The sequence below is a fragment of the Nitrospira sp. genome (genome assembly GCA_024760545.1).
Classification (GTDB): Bacteria; Nitrospirota; Nitrospiria; order Nitrospirales; family Nitrospiraceae; genus Nitrospira_D.
Genome location: CP060501.1, coordinates 1,229,490 through 1,249,886 on the forward strand (window position 1 = coordinate 1,229,490; position 20,397 = coordinate 1,249,886).

General features: G+C 57.4%; 12 protein-coding genes. All 12 read left to right on the forward strand.

The window, feature by feature from the left end:
• Positions 1–53 precede the first annotated feature (53 nt).
• A complete protein-coding gene (locus H8K03_05875) occupies positions 54–3,188 on the forward strand; it encodes a sigma 54-interacting transcriptional regulator (protein UVT21439.1) in 3,135 nt (1,044 codons plus the stop codon).
• A gap of 227 nt (positions 3,189–3,415) precedes the next feature.
• Positions 3,416–4,147 (forward strand): DUF3313 domain-containing protein, encoded by a 732-nt coding sequence (locus tag H8K03_05880; GenBank protein UVT21440.1) that lies wholly within the window; start codon positions 3,416–3,418, stop codon positions 4,145–4,147.
• Between the two features lie 47 nt (positions 4,148–4,194).
• Positions 4,195–5,181, forward strand: coding sequence for a TerB family tellurite resistance protein (locus H8K03_05885; GenBank protein ID UVT21441.1), 987 nt, complete (start codon positions 4,195–4,197; stop codon positions 5,179–5,181).
• Between the two features lie 77 nt (positions 5,182–5,258).
• On the forward strand, positions 5,259–5,558 hold the full coding sequence (locus H8K03_05890; protein UVT21442.1) for a hypothetical protein: 300 nt from the start codon (positions 5,259–5,261) through the stop codon (positions 5,556–5,558).
• A 37-nt stretch (positions 5,559–5,595) separates the two neighbouring features.
• Complete coding sequence (locus H8K03_05895) at positions 5,596–6,783, forward strand: efflux RND transporter periplasmic adaptor subunit (GenBank protein UVT21443.1); 1,188 nt, start codon at positions 5,596–5,598, stop codon at positions 6,781–6,783.
• On the forward strand, positions 6,783–10,022 hold the full coding sequence (locus H8K03_05900) for a multidrug efflux RND transporter permease subunit (GenBank protein UVT22383.1): 3,240 nt from the start codon (positions 6,783–6,785) through the stop codon (positions 10,020–10,022). The genes H8K03_05895 and H8K03_05900 overlap by 1 nt, the downstream gene beginning before the upstream one ends.
• Position 10,023: 1 nt before the next feature.
• Positions 10,024–11,490 carry an efflux transporter outer membrane subunit gene (locus tag H8K03_05905; GenBank protein UVT21444.1) on the forward strand — a complete coding sequence of 489 codons (1,467 nt, stop codon included), beginning with the start codon at positions 10,024–10,026 and terminating at the stop codon, positions 11,488–11,490.
• Positions 11,491–11,527: 37 nt separating this feature from the next.
• Positions 11,528–12,568 (forward strand): trypsin-like peptidase domain-containing protein, encoded by a 1,041-nt coding sequence (locus H8K03_05910; GenBank protein UVT21445.1) that lies wholly within the window; start codon positions 11,528–11,530, stop codon positions 12,566–12,568.
• Between the two features lie 155 nt (positions 12,569–12,723).
• Complete coding sequence (locus tag H8K03_05915) at positions 12,724–13,116, forward strand: YciI family protein (protein UVT21446.1); 393 nt, start codon at positions 12,724–12,726, stop codon at positions 13,114–13,116.
• 165 nt (positions 13,117–13,281) lie between these two features.
• On the forward strand, positions 13,282–15,870 hold the full coding sequence (locus H8K03_05920; protein UVT21447.1) for a sigma 54-interacting transcriptional regulator: 2,589 nt from the start codon (positions 13,282–13,284) through the stop codon (positions 15,868–15,870).
• A gap of 259 nt (positions 15,871–16,129) precedes the next feature.
• Entirely contained in the window at positions 16,130–17,257 is a 1,128-nt protein-coding gene (locus tag H8K03_05925; GenBank protein UVT21448.1) for an efflux RND transporter periplasmic adaptor subunit, read from the forward strand.
• A gap of 36 nt (positions 17,258–17,293) precedes the next feature.
• A complete protein-coding gene (locus H8K03_05930; protein UVT21449.1) occupies positions 17,294–20,386 on the forward strand; it encodes an efflux RND transporter permease subunit in 3,093 nt (1,030 codons plus the stop codon).
• Positions 20,387–20,397 lie beyond the last annotated feature (11 nt).

Here is a 20,397-nt window from a genome sequence, read left to right on the forward strand (position 1 = left end):
AAGGCTACACCGCCTGCTTCTCAACGCTCCGAACAGGCAACCACGTCGTCGCTATGAATGAGCGATTACCAGGGGCCATCATCGGATCTGAGCCGGCTCAGTATCGCGCCCTCCTCGAAGTTACAGAGTCCATCGCGGTACACCACGACTTGGCCGGGCTGTTCCGCGATCTTCTCCAACGCCTGCCTCGAATCATCACTTGCTCATCCATTTCCATGGCGTTGCATAACCCTGATCGTAATACGCTGCAGATGCATATCCTTGAGCACGTGGGACCAGGCCCGCTCGCTCCAGGAATGGAACAACCCGTCGAGGATGTTCCAGGTGGGTGGGTCTTGCAACATCAGGAGCCTCTTGTCTGCACGAACGTCGACCAAGAAACTCGATTTCCCAAAGTGATGCCGATGGTTCGGCTGGCTGGCATCAAATCGTTCTGCGTGGTTCCGCTCACAACCGCACGCCGACGGCTAGGCGCGATGGGAGTTGGGAGCAAGGAGGAACATCACTATGAAGGAGCGGAGCTCGACTTCCTGCAACAGGTCGCCAAGCAAGTCGCCGTTGCGGTTGAAAACACTCTGAACTTCGAGCGTGCGCACCAGGCAGAGGAGGACGCGAGACGCAGGTTCGAGCGTGAGCGGCTGATGTTGGAAATCAATAACGCTGTCGTCTCGCAACTCGATTTGCGAGAACTGGTACGGGTCATTTCTTCTTCCCTCTGCGAAGCTTTAGAAATCAATGCCGTGGGCCTCTCGCTTTATGAGCCAGAGTCGGCGTGTTTTCGAGTCTATTATTACGACTTGCCGGATACGATACCGCCGATGGAAGCAGGGGCGACGATTCCGGCCGAAGGCAGCATCGGCGGCCTGGCTCTCACTTCGGGCCGACCCATCCTCATCAATCGCGCTAGTGAGGCAGAGGCCTTCCCTGAATCCAAACGACGTTTTTATGATCACGGGTTCAATGCCGGCGGCTGTGTGCCGCTGATCATGCAGGGCCGCAAACTCGGCGTGCTGGGTCTTCTCAGTTTTCGGGAGGACGCGTTCCCTAAAGAAAGTCAGCAGTTGCTCTGTCAGATCGCAGACCAGATTGCCATTGCGACGGAAAATGCGCTGAGCTTCGAACGTGCACACCAGGCAGAGGAGGAGGCACAACGCCGATTTGAGCGTGAGCGGCTCATGTTGGAAATAAACAACGCTGTGGTCTCGCAACTCGATTTGGGAGAACTTCTCAAGTCGATCTCAGCGTGCCTCCATCGCGTCATCCCTCACGATCTCGCAGCATTTTGTATTTATGATGCCGCCACCAACCAGCTGCGAGGCCATTCATTGGATTTCCCGAGCAATCAAGGGTTTGGTGGGATCGGCGATCCTATTCCGCTAGAAGGAACCCCGGAAGGGATGGCATTCACTTCTCAAAAGCCGGTTCTTATCAAGAAATTGAGCCTTGTAGAGTTTTCTGCGGAGGTCGTCAAACGGGGGGCAGCTGCAGGATTAAAATCCGGCTGTGCGGTTCCCCTCCTTGCGCACGGGCGAGCATTGGGTACGCTCAGCGTGGTGAGTCTTAGCGAGAATGCGTTCAGCGAGCAAGATGCAGAGTTGCTCGGCAATATCGGGACGCAGGTCGCGATCGCGGTCGAGAACACGTTGAATTTCGAGAGCGCACAGGCTGCGAAACGGCAATTCATGAAAGAACGCGATCGGCTGCGGTTGCTCATCGACGTGGCGAACAATTTGACGTCCAACTTGGAACTTCGCGATCTCCTTCAAGCGACCGTGGCCGGTGTCCGCCGGGTCATGCAATGCGATCTCGTGACAGTTCATCTGCCTAATCCGGAACGGACTCAGCTTCAAACGTACGTCATGGATTTTTTCGACAGCCGCTGGACCCTGCCGGACAACCAGTGGCAACCCGTGGAGGGGACACTTGAAGGCAAGGTGTTTCGGTCAGGGACACCTATAGTCGCTGCCCGGCTTGACTCAAGCGAGTTTCCGAGGGAGGCAAAAGTTCTGCAGGACCTGGGGATCGTCGGCGGCTGTATCGTACCTCTGCTCCACCGTGGGCAAGTCCTCGGAAATATGGGATTGGGGAGAAAGGAGGAGATCGCCTACACGGCGGAGGAGGTCGATTTCTTGATGCAGTTCGGCACGCAAGTGGCCATTGCAATTGAGAATGCCGTCGCGTATGGCCAGATTGCCGACTTGAAGGATAAGCTTGCGCAGGAGAAGCTCTATCTCGAAGATGAGATTCGAAGCGATTTTGAAGAGATCGTCGGCGAGAGCGCTCCAATCAAGCAGGTACTAAAGCAGGTGGGAATTGTGGCGCCCACCGATTCCACGGTCCTGATTCTGGGCGAGACCGGTACAGGCAAGGAATTGCTCGCCCGAGCCATCCATGATCGGAGCAAGCGGCGGGAAGGAACCTTCGTCAAGCTGAACTGCGCGGCAATTCCCACGGGATTACTCGAAAGTGAGTTATTCGGTCACGAGAAAGGCGCCTTTACCGGAGCAATTGCCACGAAAGTCGGGCGATTCGAACTCGCGGACGGTGGAACCCTATTTCTCGATGAGGTGGGAGACATTCCCCTGGAACTGCAGTCGAAGCTGCTTCGCGTCCTGCAGGAACAGGAATTTGAACGACTCGGCAGCACGAGAACCATTAAAGTCAAGGTCCGGTTGCTTGCAGCCACCAACCGCGATCTTCTGGAGATGGTGGAGCAGAAGCAGTTTCGCAGCGATCTCTATTACCGCCTGAATGTGTTTCCTATCGTGAGTCCTTCGCTTCGTGAGCGAGCCGGAGATATTCCACTCCTCGTCCGCTACTTTACGCAGCGGCTCTCACGCCAAATGGAAAAGCGCGTCGAACGGATTCCCTCCGATACGATGGATGCCCTCTGTCGGTATCGTTGGCCAGGCAACGTTCGTGAACTGGAAAATCTCATCGAGCGCGCCGTGATTCTCTCCCAAGGCACCGAGTTGACCGTCCCGCTTGGTGAACTCAAGATTGCAGCACGCGAGAGTCCGTCAGCGGTTGCGACGCTGCACGAGGCGGAACGCGATCATATTCTGCGTGCCCTCCAGGAATCCAATTGGGTGATAGCCGGTCCATCCGGTGCAGCGACCCTGCTCGGCATGAAGCGATCCACTCTCCAATCGAAGATGATCAAGCTCGGAATCTCTCGCCGGCCCTAGTACCGACATTTCGGTAATTACCGATATTTCGGCACTTCGGCTTTCGGCACCGCGACGGCTTCAGTCCATCAAATCTCCTAAATACTCACATATTCAGTCATACTTTCAATCATTTATGAATGAGTCTGGTAAGCGCCGCCATACTGGAATGCCTCCTGCTATGACCCTCCACCGAAGACAACAGCGACATCGGCACTCAACATTCGAACTCATAGAAAGGACAGATCATGGTTCCCACACAGATGATGCTCTTCGGTGCGTTGGCGGTACTCACGACAGGTTGCGTCTCCACCATGCATGCACGCGACGTTCAACAACACGGTCCCATCACTGAACATCAGGCGCTGCTTACCGATGTGAAGGACGATCGTGCCGCACTCAAGGGATACCGCAACCCGGTGGCCAACTGGCGCGCATACGACAAGATTCTCATTGAGCCGGTCGTGATCAGTGACGACTTCGTGTCGACACTCAACGCCGAACAACGCGACGACCTCAAGAAATTAACAGAGAGTTTTTACGCCAAACTCCGAGAGAATCTGTCGAAGCAATATCAAATAACCGACACGCCTACCGCCGGCACCATGCGATATCGTGTGTCGATTACGCACGCCGAGCAATCTTGGATGACGCTAGCCGTACTCACCAAAGCCGTCTGGCAACTCCAAGCAGCGAATACCTTGTGGGCGGTGACACGGGGGAAACCTGCATTCGCAGGAGAAGTCACGGCCGAGTTCACAATCACCGACGCCGTCACGGGAGAATTACTCGAAGTGGGAGTGGACCGGCGAGTCGGCGGGCAAAACCTGCTCGATAGAGAAGTGTTCAATTCATGGGGCGATGTAAAAAACAGCCTAAATTATTGGGCTGACTCCTCCGCTTATCGGCTCTGCGGCACCCGTGGTGACGCGAACTGTGTCGAGCCAAAGGCCGGCTGGATGGACATACTTCATTTCTGAAACCAAACAACTCAAGGCGATCGATGATCGCGATCAAGGAGGTCACAATGGAACTGAAAATGCCGAATCATGAACAAGCGTACTGGGGGTTGCGCGCCATGAAAACGATTGCCATGGCGGACGGAGTGCTGAATGAATCCGAGCGACACATGCTGTCATCAGTCCAGCAGGTCATCGGTACGACCTATGACATCGAGGAATTGATTCCCATTACACCCATGGAACTGGCCCAGGCGCTTCCCGATCCCCAACTGAGAAAACAACTGGTGCAGGGATTGATCGTGGTGTCCCTGATCGACGGAAAACCGGATGAGGCGGAGGTCAATCTGGTCGAGCAATTTGCGCAGGAACTGGAGGTCAGCGCTCTCGAGATCAAGAACCTTCGGCATGTCCTGAACCGAGAGATTGTTCAATTGCGCCTCGATCTGGTGCGCCGGTTCTGGTTGCGGCCAAAAATCAATGAGCTCTGGAACAAGGAGGGGATCAAGGGGCTCTACAAGTTCGTCCGCGGGATGATGGGAAAGTATGAGAACAAGGAGTTGGCTGCCCGCTACCAAGCCCTGGAACACTATCCAACCGGTTCCCTGGGACGTTCGTACTATGAGTATTGCCGGACGAACGGTTTTCCCTTACCGGGGGAAAAGGGTGGCTCGCCTGAACAGATCCTCTTTCATGACTGCGCTCATGTCTTGTCCGGTTATGGAACGGCTCCGGAAGAAGAGGTCCAGGTCGCCTGCTTCAGCGCAGGTTTTCAACGGCGTGAGCCCTGGCTATTCGTCTTCTTCGTTTTGCTGCAATTTCACGTCGGCATCCGCATGACGCCCATTACCACGGCACGGACAGGCATGTTCGATCCGTTGAAGGCCATGGTCGCCGTCCGCCGTGGGGCAGCGATGAATATCGATCTCAATAACGGCTGGGATTACTGGCCCGTGATGGGTGAACAGGTCGAAGAGCTTCGCCGACGATATAACATTCTGCCGATTGAAGCGTTCATGCCGGCCAAGCAACAGATGGTCGGGAGCGCGGCATAGTCGATAGGGCGTGATGCAGGGCCGGCTGCTTTCGCGCAAACAAGTCAGGGAACACAAGCTAGAGGAGACTGATCTGTATGCTGAAGGTTACGGCACAGACAACTGATGGAACGACAGCCTTGCATCTCGAAGGAAAACTGACGAACCCATGGACGGATGAATTGAACCGGTACTGGCGAGACGTCCCGGGATCACAGAGGAAACAGGTTCTTGTTGATCTCGCTGGGGTGACCTTCATCGATTCCGACGGGAAAGCGCTTCTGACTGAGATGTGGGAACAAGGGGCGACGTTTCGCTCAGCGGGATGCCTCAACACTTCGATCGTGGAAGAGATTACAGGCCGGGCCGATTCGTCAGGCCCGACCACAACCAAATAGTGAAACCGACAAGACGACTGATGGAGTAGGAGCCGTGATGACGCTCTCACATATTCGACAACTAGCGTTCTGTGTTTTGTTTGGTACGGGGCTGGCGGGCTTAGCCGGCTGCAAAGAGGCGGTGGAACCCGTCGAACCGCCACCGCTTGAAGTCCAAGTACAGAAGGTCGAACAGGAGGATGTACCGATCTTTTTCGAATGGATCGGGACAACGGACGGACTCGTGAACGCAAAAATCCGGGCACAGGTCACCGGATACCTTCTCAAGCAGCACTACCGGGAGGGGGCCACCGTTAAAAAGGGCGACCTCCTCTTCGAGATCGATCCGCGCAAGTTTCAGGCTGCGCTCAAGCAGGCAGCGGGTGAGCTCGATCGGGCACAGGCCCAGCGCATCAAGGCCGAATATGATGTGGTCCGCAACGAACCGCTGGCCCAGGAAGGCGCCATCAGCCAGAAGGAGTTTCAAGACTCCGTCCAGACGAGCCGGGCTGCAATCGCTTCGGTAGAGTCCGCCGCAGCCTCGCTGGATCAGGCGAAACTCAATCTCGAATGGACGAAAGTCGTCGCTCCGATCGATGGTGTCGTCGGAGTGGCCAAGGCGCAGATCGGCGACTTGGTGAATTCCAGCGACGAGCTGACGTCCATGTCCCAACTTGATCCGATCCGAGTCTATTTCCCCGTCAGTGAGCAGGAATATCTCAGATTTTCTTCGCTCGTGCAGGAACGATATCGTGCAAAAGAGGATCCGAGAATAATACGGGACGACGGCCGCATCGAAATGGTCCTGAGCAATGGCGAGGTCTACCCGCACAGAGGATGGTTCTTCCTCGCGGATCGTCAAGTTGATGCCAAGACCGGCACAATCCGCATAGCGGCTCTGTTCCCGAACAGCGAAAACGTGTTGCGCCCCGGCCTGTACGCCAAGGTTCGTACCGCACTCGCGGTGCGCAAAGGCGCCCTTCTGGTCTCTCAACGCGCAGTAAGCGAAACACAGGGGCGTTACCAGGTCGCGGTCGTCACGCCGGAGAACAACGTTGAAATTCGCTCAGTCACTGTCGGTGAACGCGTGGGATCACAGTGGATCATCGCACAGGGACTTGCACCGGGCGAGCAGGTCCTCGTCGACGGGCTGCAGAAACTGAAGCCCGGGGTGCCGGTTCACCCTGTCCCATTTTCCGACAACTCATCCATTGCCAATCTACAGTCCCTCCCGAGGAGTAAATGATGGCCAGATTTTTCATCAATCGTCCGATCGTCGCCATGGTCGTCTCGATTCTGATGACGCTCATCGGCGTTGTCGCCATGGTCCAGCTTCCCATCGCCCAGTTCCCGAATATCGCGCCGCCTGAAATCCAGCTGCAGGCGACCTATCCGGGAGCGGACGCCGTCACGCTCGAACAGTCGGTGGCCACGCCGATCGAACAGCAGATGAACGGTGTCGACAACATGATCTACATGTATTCGGTCAACGCGGGCACTGGACAGACGACACTCCGTGTGAACTTCGATGTGGCGACGAAAGCGAACGACGATCAAATTCTGACGCAGATGCGCTACTCGCAGGCCGAATCTCAGTTGCCCCAAGAAGTGCGGAACTACGGCGTCACCGTGAAGAAAGCGACCACCAGCCCGCTGGCCCTCTTTTCCCTCTATTCTCCCAACGAAACCTACGACAACATCTGGCTGGCCAACTATGCGTTCATTAACATCAACGATCCGATGTCGCGTGTACCGGGCATCGGGCAAGTCACCATCTTCGGCGCCGGACAGTATGCGATGCGGTTCTGGGTAAGGCCCGATGTGCTGGCTAAGCTGGGGATCACGGTTCCCGAAATTCTGGATGCGGTGAAGAAACAGAACACCGTCAATCCAGCCGGCCAGGTGGGGGCTGAGCCGATTCCAGCCGGCCAGGAATTCACCTACAGCGTGCGGGCGCAGGGACGCCTGCTCACGCAGGAAGAATTCGAGTCCATCGTCGTGCGGGCGAACAACGATGGTTCCTTGGTGCGGCTGAAAGATGTGGCTCGGGTCGAGTTGGGAGCGCAGTCTTACAACATGATCGGTCGCATGAACGGCAAGCCCGCAGCCATCGTGGCCATCTATCAGCTGCCGGGTTCGAACGCCATTCAGACCATGGACCAAGCCAAACAGCTGATGGAAACACTGAAAAAGCGGTTCCCGACGGATTTGGACTACGTCATCTCCCTGGACACGACGCTCTCGGTTCGGGAAGGCATCAAAGAGATCGTCGATACGCTGTGGGAGGCGCTGCTGCTGGTCATCATCGTGGTATTCATTTTTCTTCAAGGCTGGCGCGCGACGTTAATCCCGCTTCTGGCCGTTCCCGTCTCGCTCGTCGGCACCTTCATGCTGTTTCCGCTGTTGGGATTCTCGATTAACACGCTCTCGCTCTTCGGGCTCGTGCTGGCCATCGGTTTGGTCGTGGACGATGCAATCGTGGTCGTGGAGGCGGTCGAGCATCATATCGAGCACGGCCTCTCTCCCAAGGAAGCGACTCTCAAAGCCATGCAACAGGTTTCGGGGCCGGTCATGGCCATTGCACTCATCTTGGTAGCCGTATTCGTGCCGACGGCATTCATCCCCGGCATTACCGGCCGGCTGTACCAGCAGTTTGCGATCACCATCGCGGTGTCGGTGATCATCTCCGCGTTCAACGCCCTCACGCTAAGCCCGGCCCTTTCCGCGCTGCTCCTTCGGAGAAAGACGCAGCGCCGAGGCCCATTGGGGTGGTTTTTTGGGTGGTTCAATCGCGTCTTTGGCCGTGCAACTGATTGGTACGTGCGCGTCTGCGGCGGACTCATACGCAAAGCGGCCTTCTCGATGCTCTTCCTGGTGCTGGTGGCTGTGGCGTCAGGTTGGTTCGGGTCGAAACTGCCCAGCGGGTTCCTGCCGATGGAGGACCAGGGCTACCTGTTCTTGAACGTCCAATTACCGACGGCGGCATCCCTGCAGCGTACAGATGCGGTCTGCGAGAAGATTCAGGCCATCCTGAAGGAAACGCCCGGCGTTCAGTACGCCACGTCCGTGGTCGGGTTCAGTCTGCTGAGCACCGTCAGCACGACCTACAACGCATTCTTCTTTGTCACACTCGCCCCATGGGAGGAACGGCATCAGCCGGAAGAGAAGCTGCTCGGGATCTATCAACACATTAAGGGCAAATTGGACGGACTATCAGAGGCGCAGGCCTTTGCATTTCCACCGCCCGCCATTCCAGGGATCGGCACCTCAGGCGGTGTCTCGTTCATCCTTGAGGATCGTGCCGGAAAGGATGTTGCGTTTCTCGCGCAACAGACACAAACCTTCATGGAAGGGGCACGCAAGCGTCCGGAAATCGAAAGAATCAATACCACCTTTATTCCCAACGCTCCGCAGCTCTTCGCAAAGGTGGATCGCGAGAAAGCGTTGAAACAGGATGTCAACCTCGGCGATGTCTACCAAACCGTGCAGGCCTTTATGGGCGGTGTGATGATCAACTACTTCAATCGATTCGGTCGCGTCTGGCAGGTCTACGTGCAAGCCGATGGGGAGTTCCGAACCCGCTCCGAAAACGTCGGCCAGTTTTACGTGAGGAACGCGTCCGGTGACGCGGTGCCCCTTTCCACCCTCGTGTCCATGGAACCGGTGGACGGACCGGAGTTCACGATGCGCTACAACGGATACCGCAGCGCCCAGCTCTTCGTTGGCGCAGCACCCGGCTACAGTTCGGGCCAGGTGATGCAGGCGCTGGAATCGGTGTTCAAGGAGACGATGCCCGGCGAGATGGGCTACGACTACATCGGCATGTCGTTCCAGGAGAAAGTCGCGGCGGAAGGCGTGTCGGCCGGTGTGATCTTCGGCTTTTCACTCCTGTTCGTGTTTCTGATTCTTGCGGCGCAGTACGAAAGCTGGACGCTTCCCTTCAGCGTCTTGTTGGTGACACCGGTCGCCGTTTTCGGGGCATTGGGAATCTTGTGGCTGCTTAAGCTGATCGCGCCGCAGGCCAGTGAGAACGACGTATTCGTCCAGATCGGCCTCGTCATGCTGATCGGCCTCTCCGCGAAGAACGCGATTCTCATCGTGGAGTTTGCAAAGGCGGAGCTGGAACAAGGCAAGACGGTCATGGAGGCTGCGCTGACCGCAGCCCGTCTGCGCCTCCGGCCAATTCTCATGACGGCGTTCGCCTTCATTCTCGGGGTGGTGCCGCTGATTCTCTCGTCCGGTGCCGGCGCTCACGCTCGCGTCCTCCTCGGCCTTACCGTATTCGGCGGTATGACGGCTGCGAGTCTGATTGGTATCTTTCTCATTCCGGTATCATTCTATGTCGTGGAAACGCTCACTCGACGAAAGACATCTCTGCTCCGGCCCGCACGGCAAGAGTATGAACCTCTGGAACTTGGCCCCCAACCGGACATGCATCAAACATCAGTGGCGACGGTTCACAGTCGCATAGAGGGAGGGTCCTGACATGACAAGACTGCTGATCGCCGCGCTATTCATGGTCTCGCTGTCCGGTTGCCTGATGGGGCCGGATTACAAACGACCGGACACCCCTCAAGCCGAATCCTGGCGCATGACAGAAGCATCATCCGGTTCGATTGCGAACTTGCCCTGGTGGGAGTTGCTCAAGGATGAATCGCTGCAGCAATTGATCCGCACGGCATTACAGGAAAACCTAGATCTTCAGATGGCGGCCGCAAACATCGATGAGTATCAAGCTCAACTGACCATCTCCCAATACGACTTGATTCCATCCCTTTCCGCCTCGGGCACCGCGTTCGGATACCGGAACACGAATAACAATGTCCTGCCGATTCCGGGCGCCGGCGCCGTTCCCATCTCATCGGGGCGTGACGGCACCACGCTGTCCCAATTTTCGGGTGTCGTTGGTCTCAAGTGGGAAGTGGATCTCTGGGGCCGCATCCGCCGCTCGGTCGAAGCAGCCAGAGCGCAGCTGCTGTCGAAACAGGAGAATCAGCGAGTCGTGATACTCAGCCTGGTCGGTAACGTGGCAGAGAGCTATTTCGATCTCCGCGCGTTGGATTTCCAGGTGGACATCACCAAACGAACACTCAAAGCCTGGGACGATTCTGTTCGGCTTTCACGGCTCCGCTATCAGAAAGGGGACATCCCCAAGCTTGACCTTGACCGGTTCGTGGCGGAACGGGAAGGCACAGCGGCACAATTAGCCGATCTCGAACGGCAGGTCGTTCAGCGAGAGAACCAGATTAGCGTGCTGCTGGGGCACAGACCCTCGGCGATTTCCAGGGGACGGGTCCTCACTGAACAACCTATCCCTCCGGAAGTTCCGCCGGGTCTGCCCTCCGAGCTGCTCCAGCGGCGACCGGACATCATCCAAGCCGAACAGGAGCTGGTGGCTACGACAGCCAACATCGGCGTGGCCCAAGCCATGCGCTTTCCCCAATTGGCGCTCACCGGGCAGACTGGAGGCGCACAGGTCAACATCTCCGACATGTCCTTCAACCCCTACGCCACATTTGTAGGAGCGGCTGCCTTAACCGCTCCCCTGTACAACGCAAGCGCACTCGGATATCACGTTAAAGTCGCAGAAGCGCGGGGAAACCAAGCCATTGCACACTATCGAAAGGCGATTCTTCAAGCGTTTCAGGAGGTGGAGGACGCGTTGATCTCGGTTCAGAAAACCCGGGAGCAGCGGGACGCGCAGGAACTGCAAGTCCAAGCGTTGGAATCGTCTTTACGGCTGGCTGAACTCCGCTACCAAGGAGGGCGAGCCAGTTATCTCGATCTTCTGACGGTTCAGCGCTCGCTGTTCGATGCGGAATTGGCGCTGGCAAAGACGCGTCGTAATCAGCTCGTCTCGGTCGTCAAGCTCTACAAGGCTCTGGGAGGCGGCTGGTCTCCGAGCGGCGCGGGAGAAAACAATTCCTCTTCGACGACACAACAACCAGGATAGGCGTCGTTCAAAGCTACGGTTTAGTTTGGAGGTCGTTATGGCAAAGTACAGTATCGTCATCCTCATGGTAGTTCTGGCAGGCTGGCCTTCGTTTTCCATGGCCGAGAGTCCGAAGTCGCTTCGTGAGGTGTTCAGACAAGTGGATCCATCGGTTGTCGTGGTCGAAACCAACAACCGACACGTTGTGACAGGACCGAAGATGCAGTTGGCCACCCTACCGGGCCTCGGCTCAGGCGTGCTCATCTCGTCTGACGGAAAGATCCTGACTGCCGCGCACGTCGTACAGACGGCCGATGAAATCAAGGTTCAGTTTCTCAATGGAGCCGAGTCACCCGCCACTGTACTCGCATCGGATCCGGCGGCGGATATCGCGCTGCTGCAACTCAAAGAGGTCCCAGCAGGCGTCACAGCGGTCAAACTTGGCAATTCAGAGGAGACGGAGGTCGGTGACGAAATCTTCGTCGTCGGCGCCCCACTCGGTATGAGTCATTCATTGACCGTCGGTCATATCAGTGCCAGGCGAAAACCCCGTACGATGTTCGGCGACATGTCCAGAGCGGAATTCTTTCAGACTGATGCAGCCATCAACCAGGGAAATTCAGGCGGGCCCATGTTCAATATGGCGGGGGAAGTGGTCGGCGTCGTCAGCCATATCATATCCAAATCGGGCGCTTCCGAGGGATTGGGATTCGTCGTCACGTCAAACCTTGCGCGCCGGCTCCTTCTCGATCAGCATCGATTCTGGAGCGGCGCCGAGAGCTACATGCTGTCCGGCGATCTGGCAAAGGTATTCTACCTCCCGCAGAGCGCAGGGATGCTGGTCCAGCGAGTTGCATCGAACTCCCCTGCCGCACAGATAGGCCTGAAGGCTGGAACCATGATGGCCGTGATCGAAGGGGAACAGATGCTCGTCGGTGGAGACATCATTCTCGAAGTCCAAGGGATCCCGGTTACCAGTGACGGTGCAGGATACCTGGTCATCAGAGACCGATTGAGCAGCCTCCGTTCGGGCGACACGATCACGGTTATCGTTTGGCGTAACGGCAGAAAAGAAACGCTGACGGCAAAACATCCGTGATGAGAGCAAGGGCCGTAACGTGGATCCCATCGGCAACCATTGGAAATCTGTTGTCGAACAGCCTCTAGATCATGGGTTCGGACTGCCCTGTCGATTTTTGCCCGTTCCAACGACTACATGGTAAAGCAGTCGAACGAATGTAGGAGGAGAGGCCGATGAAATACATCTGTTTAGGATACCTGGACGTCACGCAATGGACTACGTTGTCCGTTGATGTACAGAACAGCCTGATCGATACGTGTTTCGTCTATGATGATAAGCTTAAGAAGGACGGGCACTGGGTATGGGGAGAGGGGCTTCAGAGCCCCGATACCTCCACGACCCTCCGATACCAACGTGGGAAGGTGGCCGTCACCGATGGCCCCTTTGCCGAGACCAAGGAAATATTGGGAGGACTTTTGATCATCGAGGCCAGAGATCTCAATCATGCCATTCAGCTGATGTCGAATCATCCGGGTGTGAAAATGGGCCCATGGGAAATTCGTCCGGCGCAGGATCTGACCGAGATGATTCGCGAAAGTGAACGGCGGCGCGCTGTTGCCAAATGAAGGGGGATCGCGGATTTAATGCAGAGTCCGAGGGGCGTCGCGCCGGGCATTCATGCCCCGTTGGCCTGATGAAGGAACACCACGCAACGTAATCATCCCATGAAACGAGTCTGTAACCTGTACCCCCCTTGAGCCGTAACATCCGTTGCGCCATACTGAAAGACTATGAATTCGGCGGCCGTTCGGTTGTATGAAACGATGGAAGATCGGTACCGCACCTTGTTGGAGGTGGCGGAAGCGATTTCCGCGCATCGCGATTTGCACGAGCTTTTTCGAGATCTCGCCCAGCGACTGCCCCGCGTCGTACATGTCAATTTCGTCGGCCTGTCTTTATACGACCCTGTGCGTCATACGATGCGATTGCATACCATTCAGGCAAACGTGCCGGCCGATCTTGTGGGCGGGCATGAAGGACCGGTCAACGAGAGCCCTGCCGGATCGGTGTGGCTGACGCAGCAGTCGATCCTGGTGTCCGATCTTGCCGAGGAACGTCGCTGGCCCACCGTCACCGAGTGCATGAAAGAAGACGGAACGAATTCGTTTTGCTTCGTTCCTCTCACCACCGCCGTACGACGCTTGGGAGCCATGGGATTCTCGAGTCTGCAGAAGGCGGCCTACGATGAAGCAGATCTGGAATTTCTCCAGCAAGTCGGTCAATTGGTCGCCGTCGCGGTGGACAATGTGTTGCATCACCAAGACCTCACGCTTGACCGGGAGCGCCTACGGCTCTTACTCGAGGTATCCGAATCCATCGCGTCACACCGCGATCTGGCCGAGCTGTTCCAGGATCTCGCTCGACGACTCCCCCACGTGGTTCCGTTCGACTTCATCAATGCGGTGCTGCATGAACCGGCGCGCGATGTCATGCGCTTGTGGCTGTTGGTCTCCTCGGAGCCCTGCACGATTCAAACAGGTCTGGAATTGCCGGTCGATGAATCTCCCGGAGGATTGGTGTGGAAGACGCAGCAACCGATGACCGTCGATGACGTCATGGAGGAGAGCCGCTTCCCCAAGTTGATGACATTATTGCGGGAGAATGACGTGCGATCCTTCTGCGTGGTACCGCTCACCACGGCACAACGCCGTCTCGGCGCCATGGGATTCGGGAGCCTGCAGCGTAGGGCTTATCAGGACCGGGAAATCCAGTTCATGCAACAGGTGGCCAAGCAGGTGGCCGTGGCCATCGACAATACACTGAATTCCAAGACTGCCCTCGACTATCAGGCACAGCTCACTCGTGAACGCGACCGGCAGCAGCTCCTGTTGGACGTGAACAATGCCGTGGTGTCCCATCTAGATCTGGATGCGCTCTTCACCGCCGTAAGCACCTGCTTGCGGAAAATTATCCAGCATGACGGCTCCAGCCTCCTGCTCTACAACGGCGAGACCGGCCAGTGGCGCATTCATGTCTTGGACTTCGAACGAAATGAAAGCTTCGTTGAGGAAGGAGAAGCCGAGGAAGGTGCCGACTCCCCATCATGTCGCGCAATCTCATCGGGTACGGTCGCATTGTTCAGGGAATCGGACTTGAAAGAAATGGCGAGCTCCTCACCCTGCGCGCAGGACCTGCTCAATCGTGGCGTCAAGTCCTTCTGTTCCTTTCCACTCCTTGCTCATAAACGCATGCTGGGCGCGCTGAACGTCGGCCGTCGACAGGATGATGGTTTTGCGCCGGAAGACGTCGAGCTGCTCAGCCAAGTCGCGCAGCAAGTCTCGATCGCCGTCGAGAACGCCATAGCCTACCGGGAAATCGCCGCGTTGAAGGATAAACTGACGAAGGAAAAAGTGTATCTCGAGGAAGAAATCCAGACGAAGTACAACTTTGAGGAAATCATCGGTGATAGCCGATCGCTCAAACAGGTTCTCAAGGAAGTTCAAACGGTCGCCGCGACCGACTCCACCGTGCTGATCCTCGGGGAAACGGGCACCGGGAAAGAACTGATCGCGCGGGCTCTTCACAATCACAGCGATCGTCGAGACCGAACATTCGTGAAGCTCAATTGTGCGGCCATACCGACAGGCCTGCTTGAGAGCGAGTTGTTCGGACACGAGAAAGGGGCATTCACCGGGGCCATCGCCACAAAAATGGGCCGATTCGAACTGGCCGACTGCGGTACGCTCTTTCTTGACGAGGTCGGCGAGATCCCATTGGAACTGCAGGTCAAGCTCCTGCGGGTTCTCCAAGAACAAGAATTCGAACGGCTCGGCAGTACACGCACGATTCGCGTCAACGTGCGGGTCATTGCGGCAACCAACCGCGATCTCAGTCAGATGGTAGAAGAACACGAATTCCGGAGCGATCTGTATTACCGGCTCAAGGTCTTCCCGATGACCGTCCCACCGTTGCGCGAACGGCCGGAGGACATCGCGCTGTTGGTGCGACACTTCGCTCAGAAATTCGGGATGCGGATGAAGAAACGCATCCAAACGGTTCCTGCCCAGGCGATGCAAGCCATGCAGGCCTACGCTTGGCCGGGGAATGTGCGAGAGCTGGAAAACTTCATCGAGCGGGCGGTCATCCTGTCGACGGGCCCTGACCTTGTCGTCGCACTGTCTGAGCTCAAGTCAGCATCCACGGGATCTGCTGAATCGGCTGTGACGCTTGAAGCGGCGGAGCGCGAGCACATTCTGAAAGTCCTGCGAGACTCGAGGTGGATCCTCAGCGGCTCTGCGGGTGCCGCAGTCAAGCTGGGGATGAAACGGACAACCCTCCATTCCAAGATGCGAAAGCTCGGTATCGTTCGTCCATCATAGCCGTACTTCCCGTCCGGCGTTCCCAGACCATCCTCTGTCGATATTTCGTCATCTGACGAGTGAACGACTTCGTCACGTCAATGACTCTGCGTTGGTCTTCAATACCTACTCTTCGACAATTCATAATTATATCCAATAGTTAAGTGAAATTATTGGATTCCAACCTGACTGGAACGGTCATTGCTGTTACCGTCGAAGCAAATGCGATTGCAAAGATTCGGCATGGTGTTCGATATAGGGAATTTGGAGGGCAGCTCTCATGAATCGCCGTAATTGGATCGGAACAATTCTACTTCTCGCATCGGTGTTGCTGACGGGCATCGGGCTGGTCGCATGGAAATATGAATCCATTCAAGATTCCAGCGCAGCCTCCGCAAACCAACCTGAACCGATGGAGTCCGTCACTGTTACCGTTGCACGCGAGATGGATCATCGCCAGACCACCACATCAATCGGCACGGTTTTGGCCTTACGTTCGGTCATGCTGAAGAACGAGCTCGCCGGGACTGTCCGTGAAGTGCGTCTCACGCCGGGACAGATCGTGGAAGCCGGTACCATGCTGGTCGCGCTCGACGTGTCCGTCGAAGAAGCCGAATTGAAGGCACAGGAGGCCCAAGCCGCTCTTACCAAAACGGTGCTCAATCGCCGGCAGAACCTCAGTCAGGAGCTGGCGACCACTCAGGAGGAAGTCGACCGGGCTCGTGCCGACCTGGATATTGCCCAAGCTCAGATTGCCCGCACCAGGGCGATCATTGCCAAGAAGACCATCCGTGCGCCGTTCCGGGCGCGCGTCGGTATCGCCGATGTTCACCCCGGCCAATACTTGGACGAAGGAACCTTGCTTACGACGCTGCAAGGCGTCGCCGAAGCGGTACATGTGGATTTCACGGTGCCCCAGCAAGTCTCGGCCGGCTTACGGGACGGCGAGACAGTCGAGGTGTTCGCGGCCGGCGATGCTTCCGTCATCAAGGCCAACATCGTTGCGCTCGATGCGCGCGTCGATCCGACGACTCGGAATGCCATGGTGCGGGCACGGATTGACGGCTCCCGCCATGCTCCTTCCCCCGGTGCGTCGGTTCGGGTTCGAGTTCCCGTTGGTCCCTCGCGCAAGGCAGTCGCCATCCCGGTCAGCGCGTTGCGCAAAGGACCCGGCGGCGATCAGGTATTCGTGATCGCGCCGGACCAGGATCACAAGAATCGGGCACACGTGCGGCAAGTGGAAAGCGGGACGATGATCGGTGATCAGGTCGTGATTCAAGCCGGGCTTGATGCCGGTGAGACCATTGCCGCGTCAGGGTCGTTCAAGTTGCGTGAAGGCGTGCTTGTCGCTACCCAGGATGACGCCTCAGAGAAACAGGCCCGAGCACAAACTGTCAGCAAAGACTGAACCGATCACTCGTCGAAGAAGGATCAAGGACATATCATGCGTTCATTCACCGACATCTTCATCAAACACCCGGTGCTGGCGGTCGTCGTCAATCTCGTGATCGTGCTGGCAGGCTGGAGGGCACTGATGACCCTGCCGGTGCAGCAATACCCGAAGATCGAAAGCTCCTCGGTCATCATCACGACTGTCTATTACGGCGCGAGCGCCGAGACTGTGCGCGGATTCCTCAGCACGCCGATCGAACGGGTGGTCTCCGCGATCAGCGGCGTCGATTACGTGGAGTCGACCAGCCGGGCCGGTGTCAGCACCGTGACTGTGCATTTGAAGTTGAACCACAGCAGCACGGCAGCCCTGGCCGAAGTGACTGCGCGACTCCAGCAAGTCCGGTCCGAACTGCCGACTCAGGCCGAACCGCCGGCGATCGAAGTGCAGCGGGCCGATCGGCCGTACGCCTCGTTCTACCTCAGCTTCACTTCCACGGACCGCACTGTCCCGGCTCTCACTGATTGGCTCTTGCGTACACTGCAACCGCAATTCTCGACGCTGTCCGGTGTTCAGAAGGTGACCATTGAGGGCGGCCGTCAGATCGCCATGCGCATCTGGATCGATCCTGATCGCCTCGCCTCATTCAACCTTTCCCCCGGTGATGTGCAAGGTGCGCTTCTCCGTAACAACTACCTGGCTGCGGTAGGACGGACGAAGGGCAACTCCGCCCAGATCAACCTGCTCGCAAATACCGATCTTCGTTCGGCACAGGAATTCGAGGAGCTCATCGTCGCCGACCGGGGTGGGGCCATCGTCCGGCTGAAGGACGTCGCGAAGGTCGAGCGTGAGGCTGAAGAAGCGGACATGGTGGCAAAGTACAACGAGGCGCAAGGTGTGTATCTCGGGATCTGGCCGGTACCGGGGACGAACGAGATTGACGTCGCTCATCGGCTCCGCGACGAGATGGACCGCATCCGGCCGACTCTGCCAACGGACATCGACATGAAACTCGTGTGGGACGGCACGATGTTCATGCGAAACGCACTGGCCGAGATTACCAAGACGTTGTCGGAGACGATTCTCATCGTAGCGGTGGTGGTGTTTCTCTTCATGGGTTCGGTGCGCACGGCGCTCGTGCCGCTCGTCGCCATGCCCGTTTCGCTGGTCGGGGCGGCTATTTTCATGTTTGCGTTCGGCTTTAGCCTCAATTTGTTGACATTGCTCGCGATCGTCCTCTCGGTCGGGCTGGTCGTGGACGATGCGATCGTCGTCGTCGAGAACGTCGAACGGCATGTCCGTCTGGGGCAATCGCGGATTGAGGCGGCGTTGGCCGGCGCGCGCGAGCTCGTCGGCCCGATCATTGCAATGACGATCACGCTCGCCACAGTCTATACACCCATTGCCTTTCAGGGTGGCCTCACCGGCTCACTGTTCCTGGAATTTGCCATTACTCTGGCGGTCGCCGTGGTCCTGTCTGGTGTCGTCGCGATCACGCTCTCACCGGTCATGAGTTCACGGTTCGTGCATCCACAGGGCAAGGAAGGTCGGTTGACCGCCTTTGTCAATCGACGCTTCGACGAGGTGCGCCGTATCTATGCCCGGCTGCTCGACGGGGCGCTGACGATGCGCTGGGGCATCGTGGCGGCGGCGCTCTTAATCATGGTTGCAGCTTGGCCGCTGTATCTGTTTTCGCGCCAAGAACTCGCCCCTGTGGAAGATCAGAGCCACATCAGCCTCTTCTTCGAAGCTTCACCTGACTCCACATTGGCTGCCACAAACCGTGAGCACCTGCAGATCGTACGAGCGATCACGGCATTTCCCGAAACGGAATTCACGTGGGGGCTTACCACTGCATGGGGCGGATTCGGCGGGTTGGTCGCAAAAGACTGGCACGCTCGGACACGCTCGACCGAGCAAATGTACGGCCAAGTCTATGGCGCCGTATCGCAGGTGCCGGGCCTGCGCGTATTTCCTCGATTAGATCCGCCGCTGCCTACCCCCGGCCAATACGATGTCGAGCTGGTATTGGAAAGTGACTTGCCGGCCGAGCAGCTGCTCAACACGGTCGGCGCCGTGCTCGGCGCCGGCTGGCAAAGCGGCAAGTTCATGTATGTGGACACCGACCTCAAGATCGATCTCCCTGAGGCGCGCGTCATCCTCGATCGCGAACGTCTGGCCGACTTGGGGTTTGATCTGGCAGGGGTCGGCCGGGAGCTCGGCACGATGCTTGGCGGGGCTTACGTCAACCGGTTCAACTACTTTGACCGCAGTTATAAGGTCATCCCACAACTCGGGGACAGTGATCGTGCAACGGTCGGTCCCCTGCTCGACTTGAAGATCAAGACACCGGGAGGCCAGCTGGTGCCGGTATCGACGTTCACGCACATCGAAACGAGTACCGCCCCGCGCACCTTGAACCGGTTCCAGCAGCGGAACGCCGTCCGGATCTTCGGCGGCGTGAAACCAGGTGTCACGAAAGAAGAAGGATTGCGTGTGTTGGAAACCGCGGCGGCAACAGGTGGGTCACGCATCACCCTCGACTACGCCGGCGAATCGCGACAACTCCGCCAGGAAGGAGCCGCTCTCACGGTCACACTGGGTTTTGCGGTGGTCCTGATCTATCTGGTGTTGGCCGCCCAATTCAAAAGTTTCCGTGATCCATTGATCGTTCTATTGGGGTCCGTGCCGCTGGCCATCTCCGGCGCTCTGGTGTTCAGCTTCCTGGACCTGACGACGATCAATATTTACTCACAAGTGGGATTGATCACACTGGTCGGGTTGATTGCGAAGAACGGCATTCTCATCGTGGAGTTTGCCAATCAGTTACAGACTCGCGGGCTCACCAAGGCACTGGCAATACGGGAAGCCACGTTGACCCGGTTGCGGCCGGTGCTCATGACTTCTGCGGCCACGGTCTTTGGCCATCTCCCTCTTGTGCTGGCGACGGGACCCGGTGCCGCCGCCCGCAACAGCATCGGCATGGTTTTGGTCACGGGGATGACGGTCGGCACATTCTTCACGCTGTTCGTTGTCCCTGTGTTCTACTCGTTGATCGCTGCGCAACACCAGCGGGATCTGGAGCCTGAAGCGATCGCGATCGATGCCCAGGATGAGGAGTTGCTCGCAGCGGGAGCTCACAACTGAAGGACGGTTCC

What these genes read in the sequence shown, in the direction of transcription:
- H8K03_05890 (UVT21442.1), top strand. Translation starts at nt 5,259, where the DNA reads ATGCTGAAGGTTACGGCACAGACAACTGATGGAACGACAGCCTTGCAT.
- H8K03_05920 (UVT21447.1), top strand. Translation starts at nt 13,282, where the DNA reads ATGAATTCGGCGGCCGTTCGGTTGTATGAAACGATGGAAGATCGGTAC.
- H8K03_05895 (UVT21443.1), top strand. Translation starts at nt 5,596, where the DNA reads ATGACGCTCTCACATATTCGACAACTAGCGTTCTGTGTTTTGTTTGGT.
- H8K03_05875 (UVT21439.1), top strand. Translation starts at nt 54, where the DNA reads ATGAATGAGCGATTACCAGGGGCCATCATCGGATCTGAGCCGGCTCAG.
- H8K03_05910 (UVT21445.1), top strand. Translation starts at nt 11,528, where the DNA reads ATGGCAAAGTACAGTATCGTCATCCTCATGGTAGTTCTGGCAGGCTGG.
- H8K03_05925 (UVT21448.1), top strand. Translation starts at nt 16,130, where the DNA reads ATGAATCGCCGTAATTGGATCGGAACAATTCTACTTCTCGCATCGGTG.
- H8K03_05930 (UVT21449.1), top strand. Translation starts at nt 17,294, where the DNA reads ATGCGTTCATTCACCGACATCTTCATCAAACACCCGGTGCTGGCGGTC.
- H8K03_05885 (UVT21441.1), top strand. Translation starts at nt 4,195, where the DNA reads ATGGAACTGAAAATGCCGAATCATGAACAAGCGTACTGGGGGTTGCGC.
- H8K03_05915 (UVT21446.1), top strand. Translation starts at nt 12,724, where the DNA reads ATGAAATACATCTGTTTAGGATACCTGGACGTCACGCAATGGACTACG.
- H8K03_05880 (UVT21440.1), top strand. Translation starts at nt 3,416, where the DNA reads ATGGTTCCCACACAGATGATGCTCTTCGGTGCGTTGGCGGTACTCACG.
- H8K03_05900 (UVT22383.1), top strand. Translation starts at nt 6,783, where the DNA reads ATGGCCAGATTTTTCATCAATCGTCCGATCGTCGCCATGGTCGTCTCG.
- H8K03_05905 (UVT21444.1), top strand. Translation starts at nt 10,024, where the DNA reads ATGACAAGACTGCTGATCGCCGCGCTATTCATGGTCTCGCTGTCCGGT.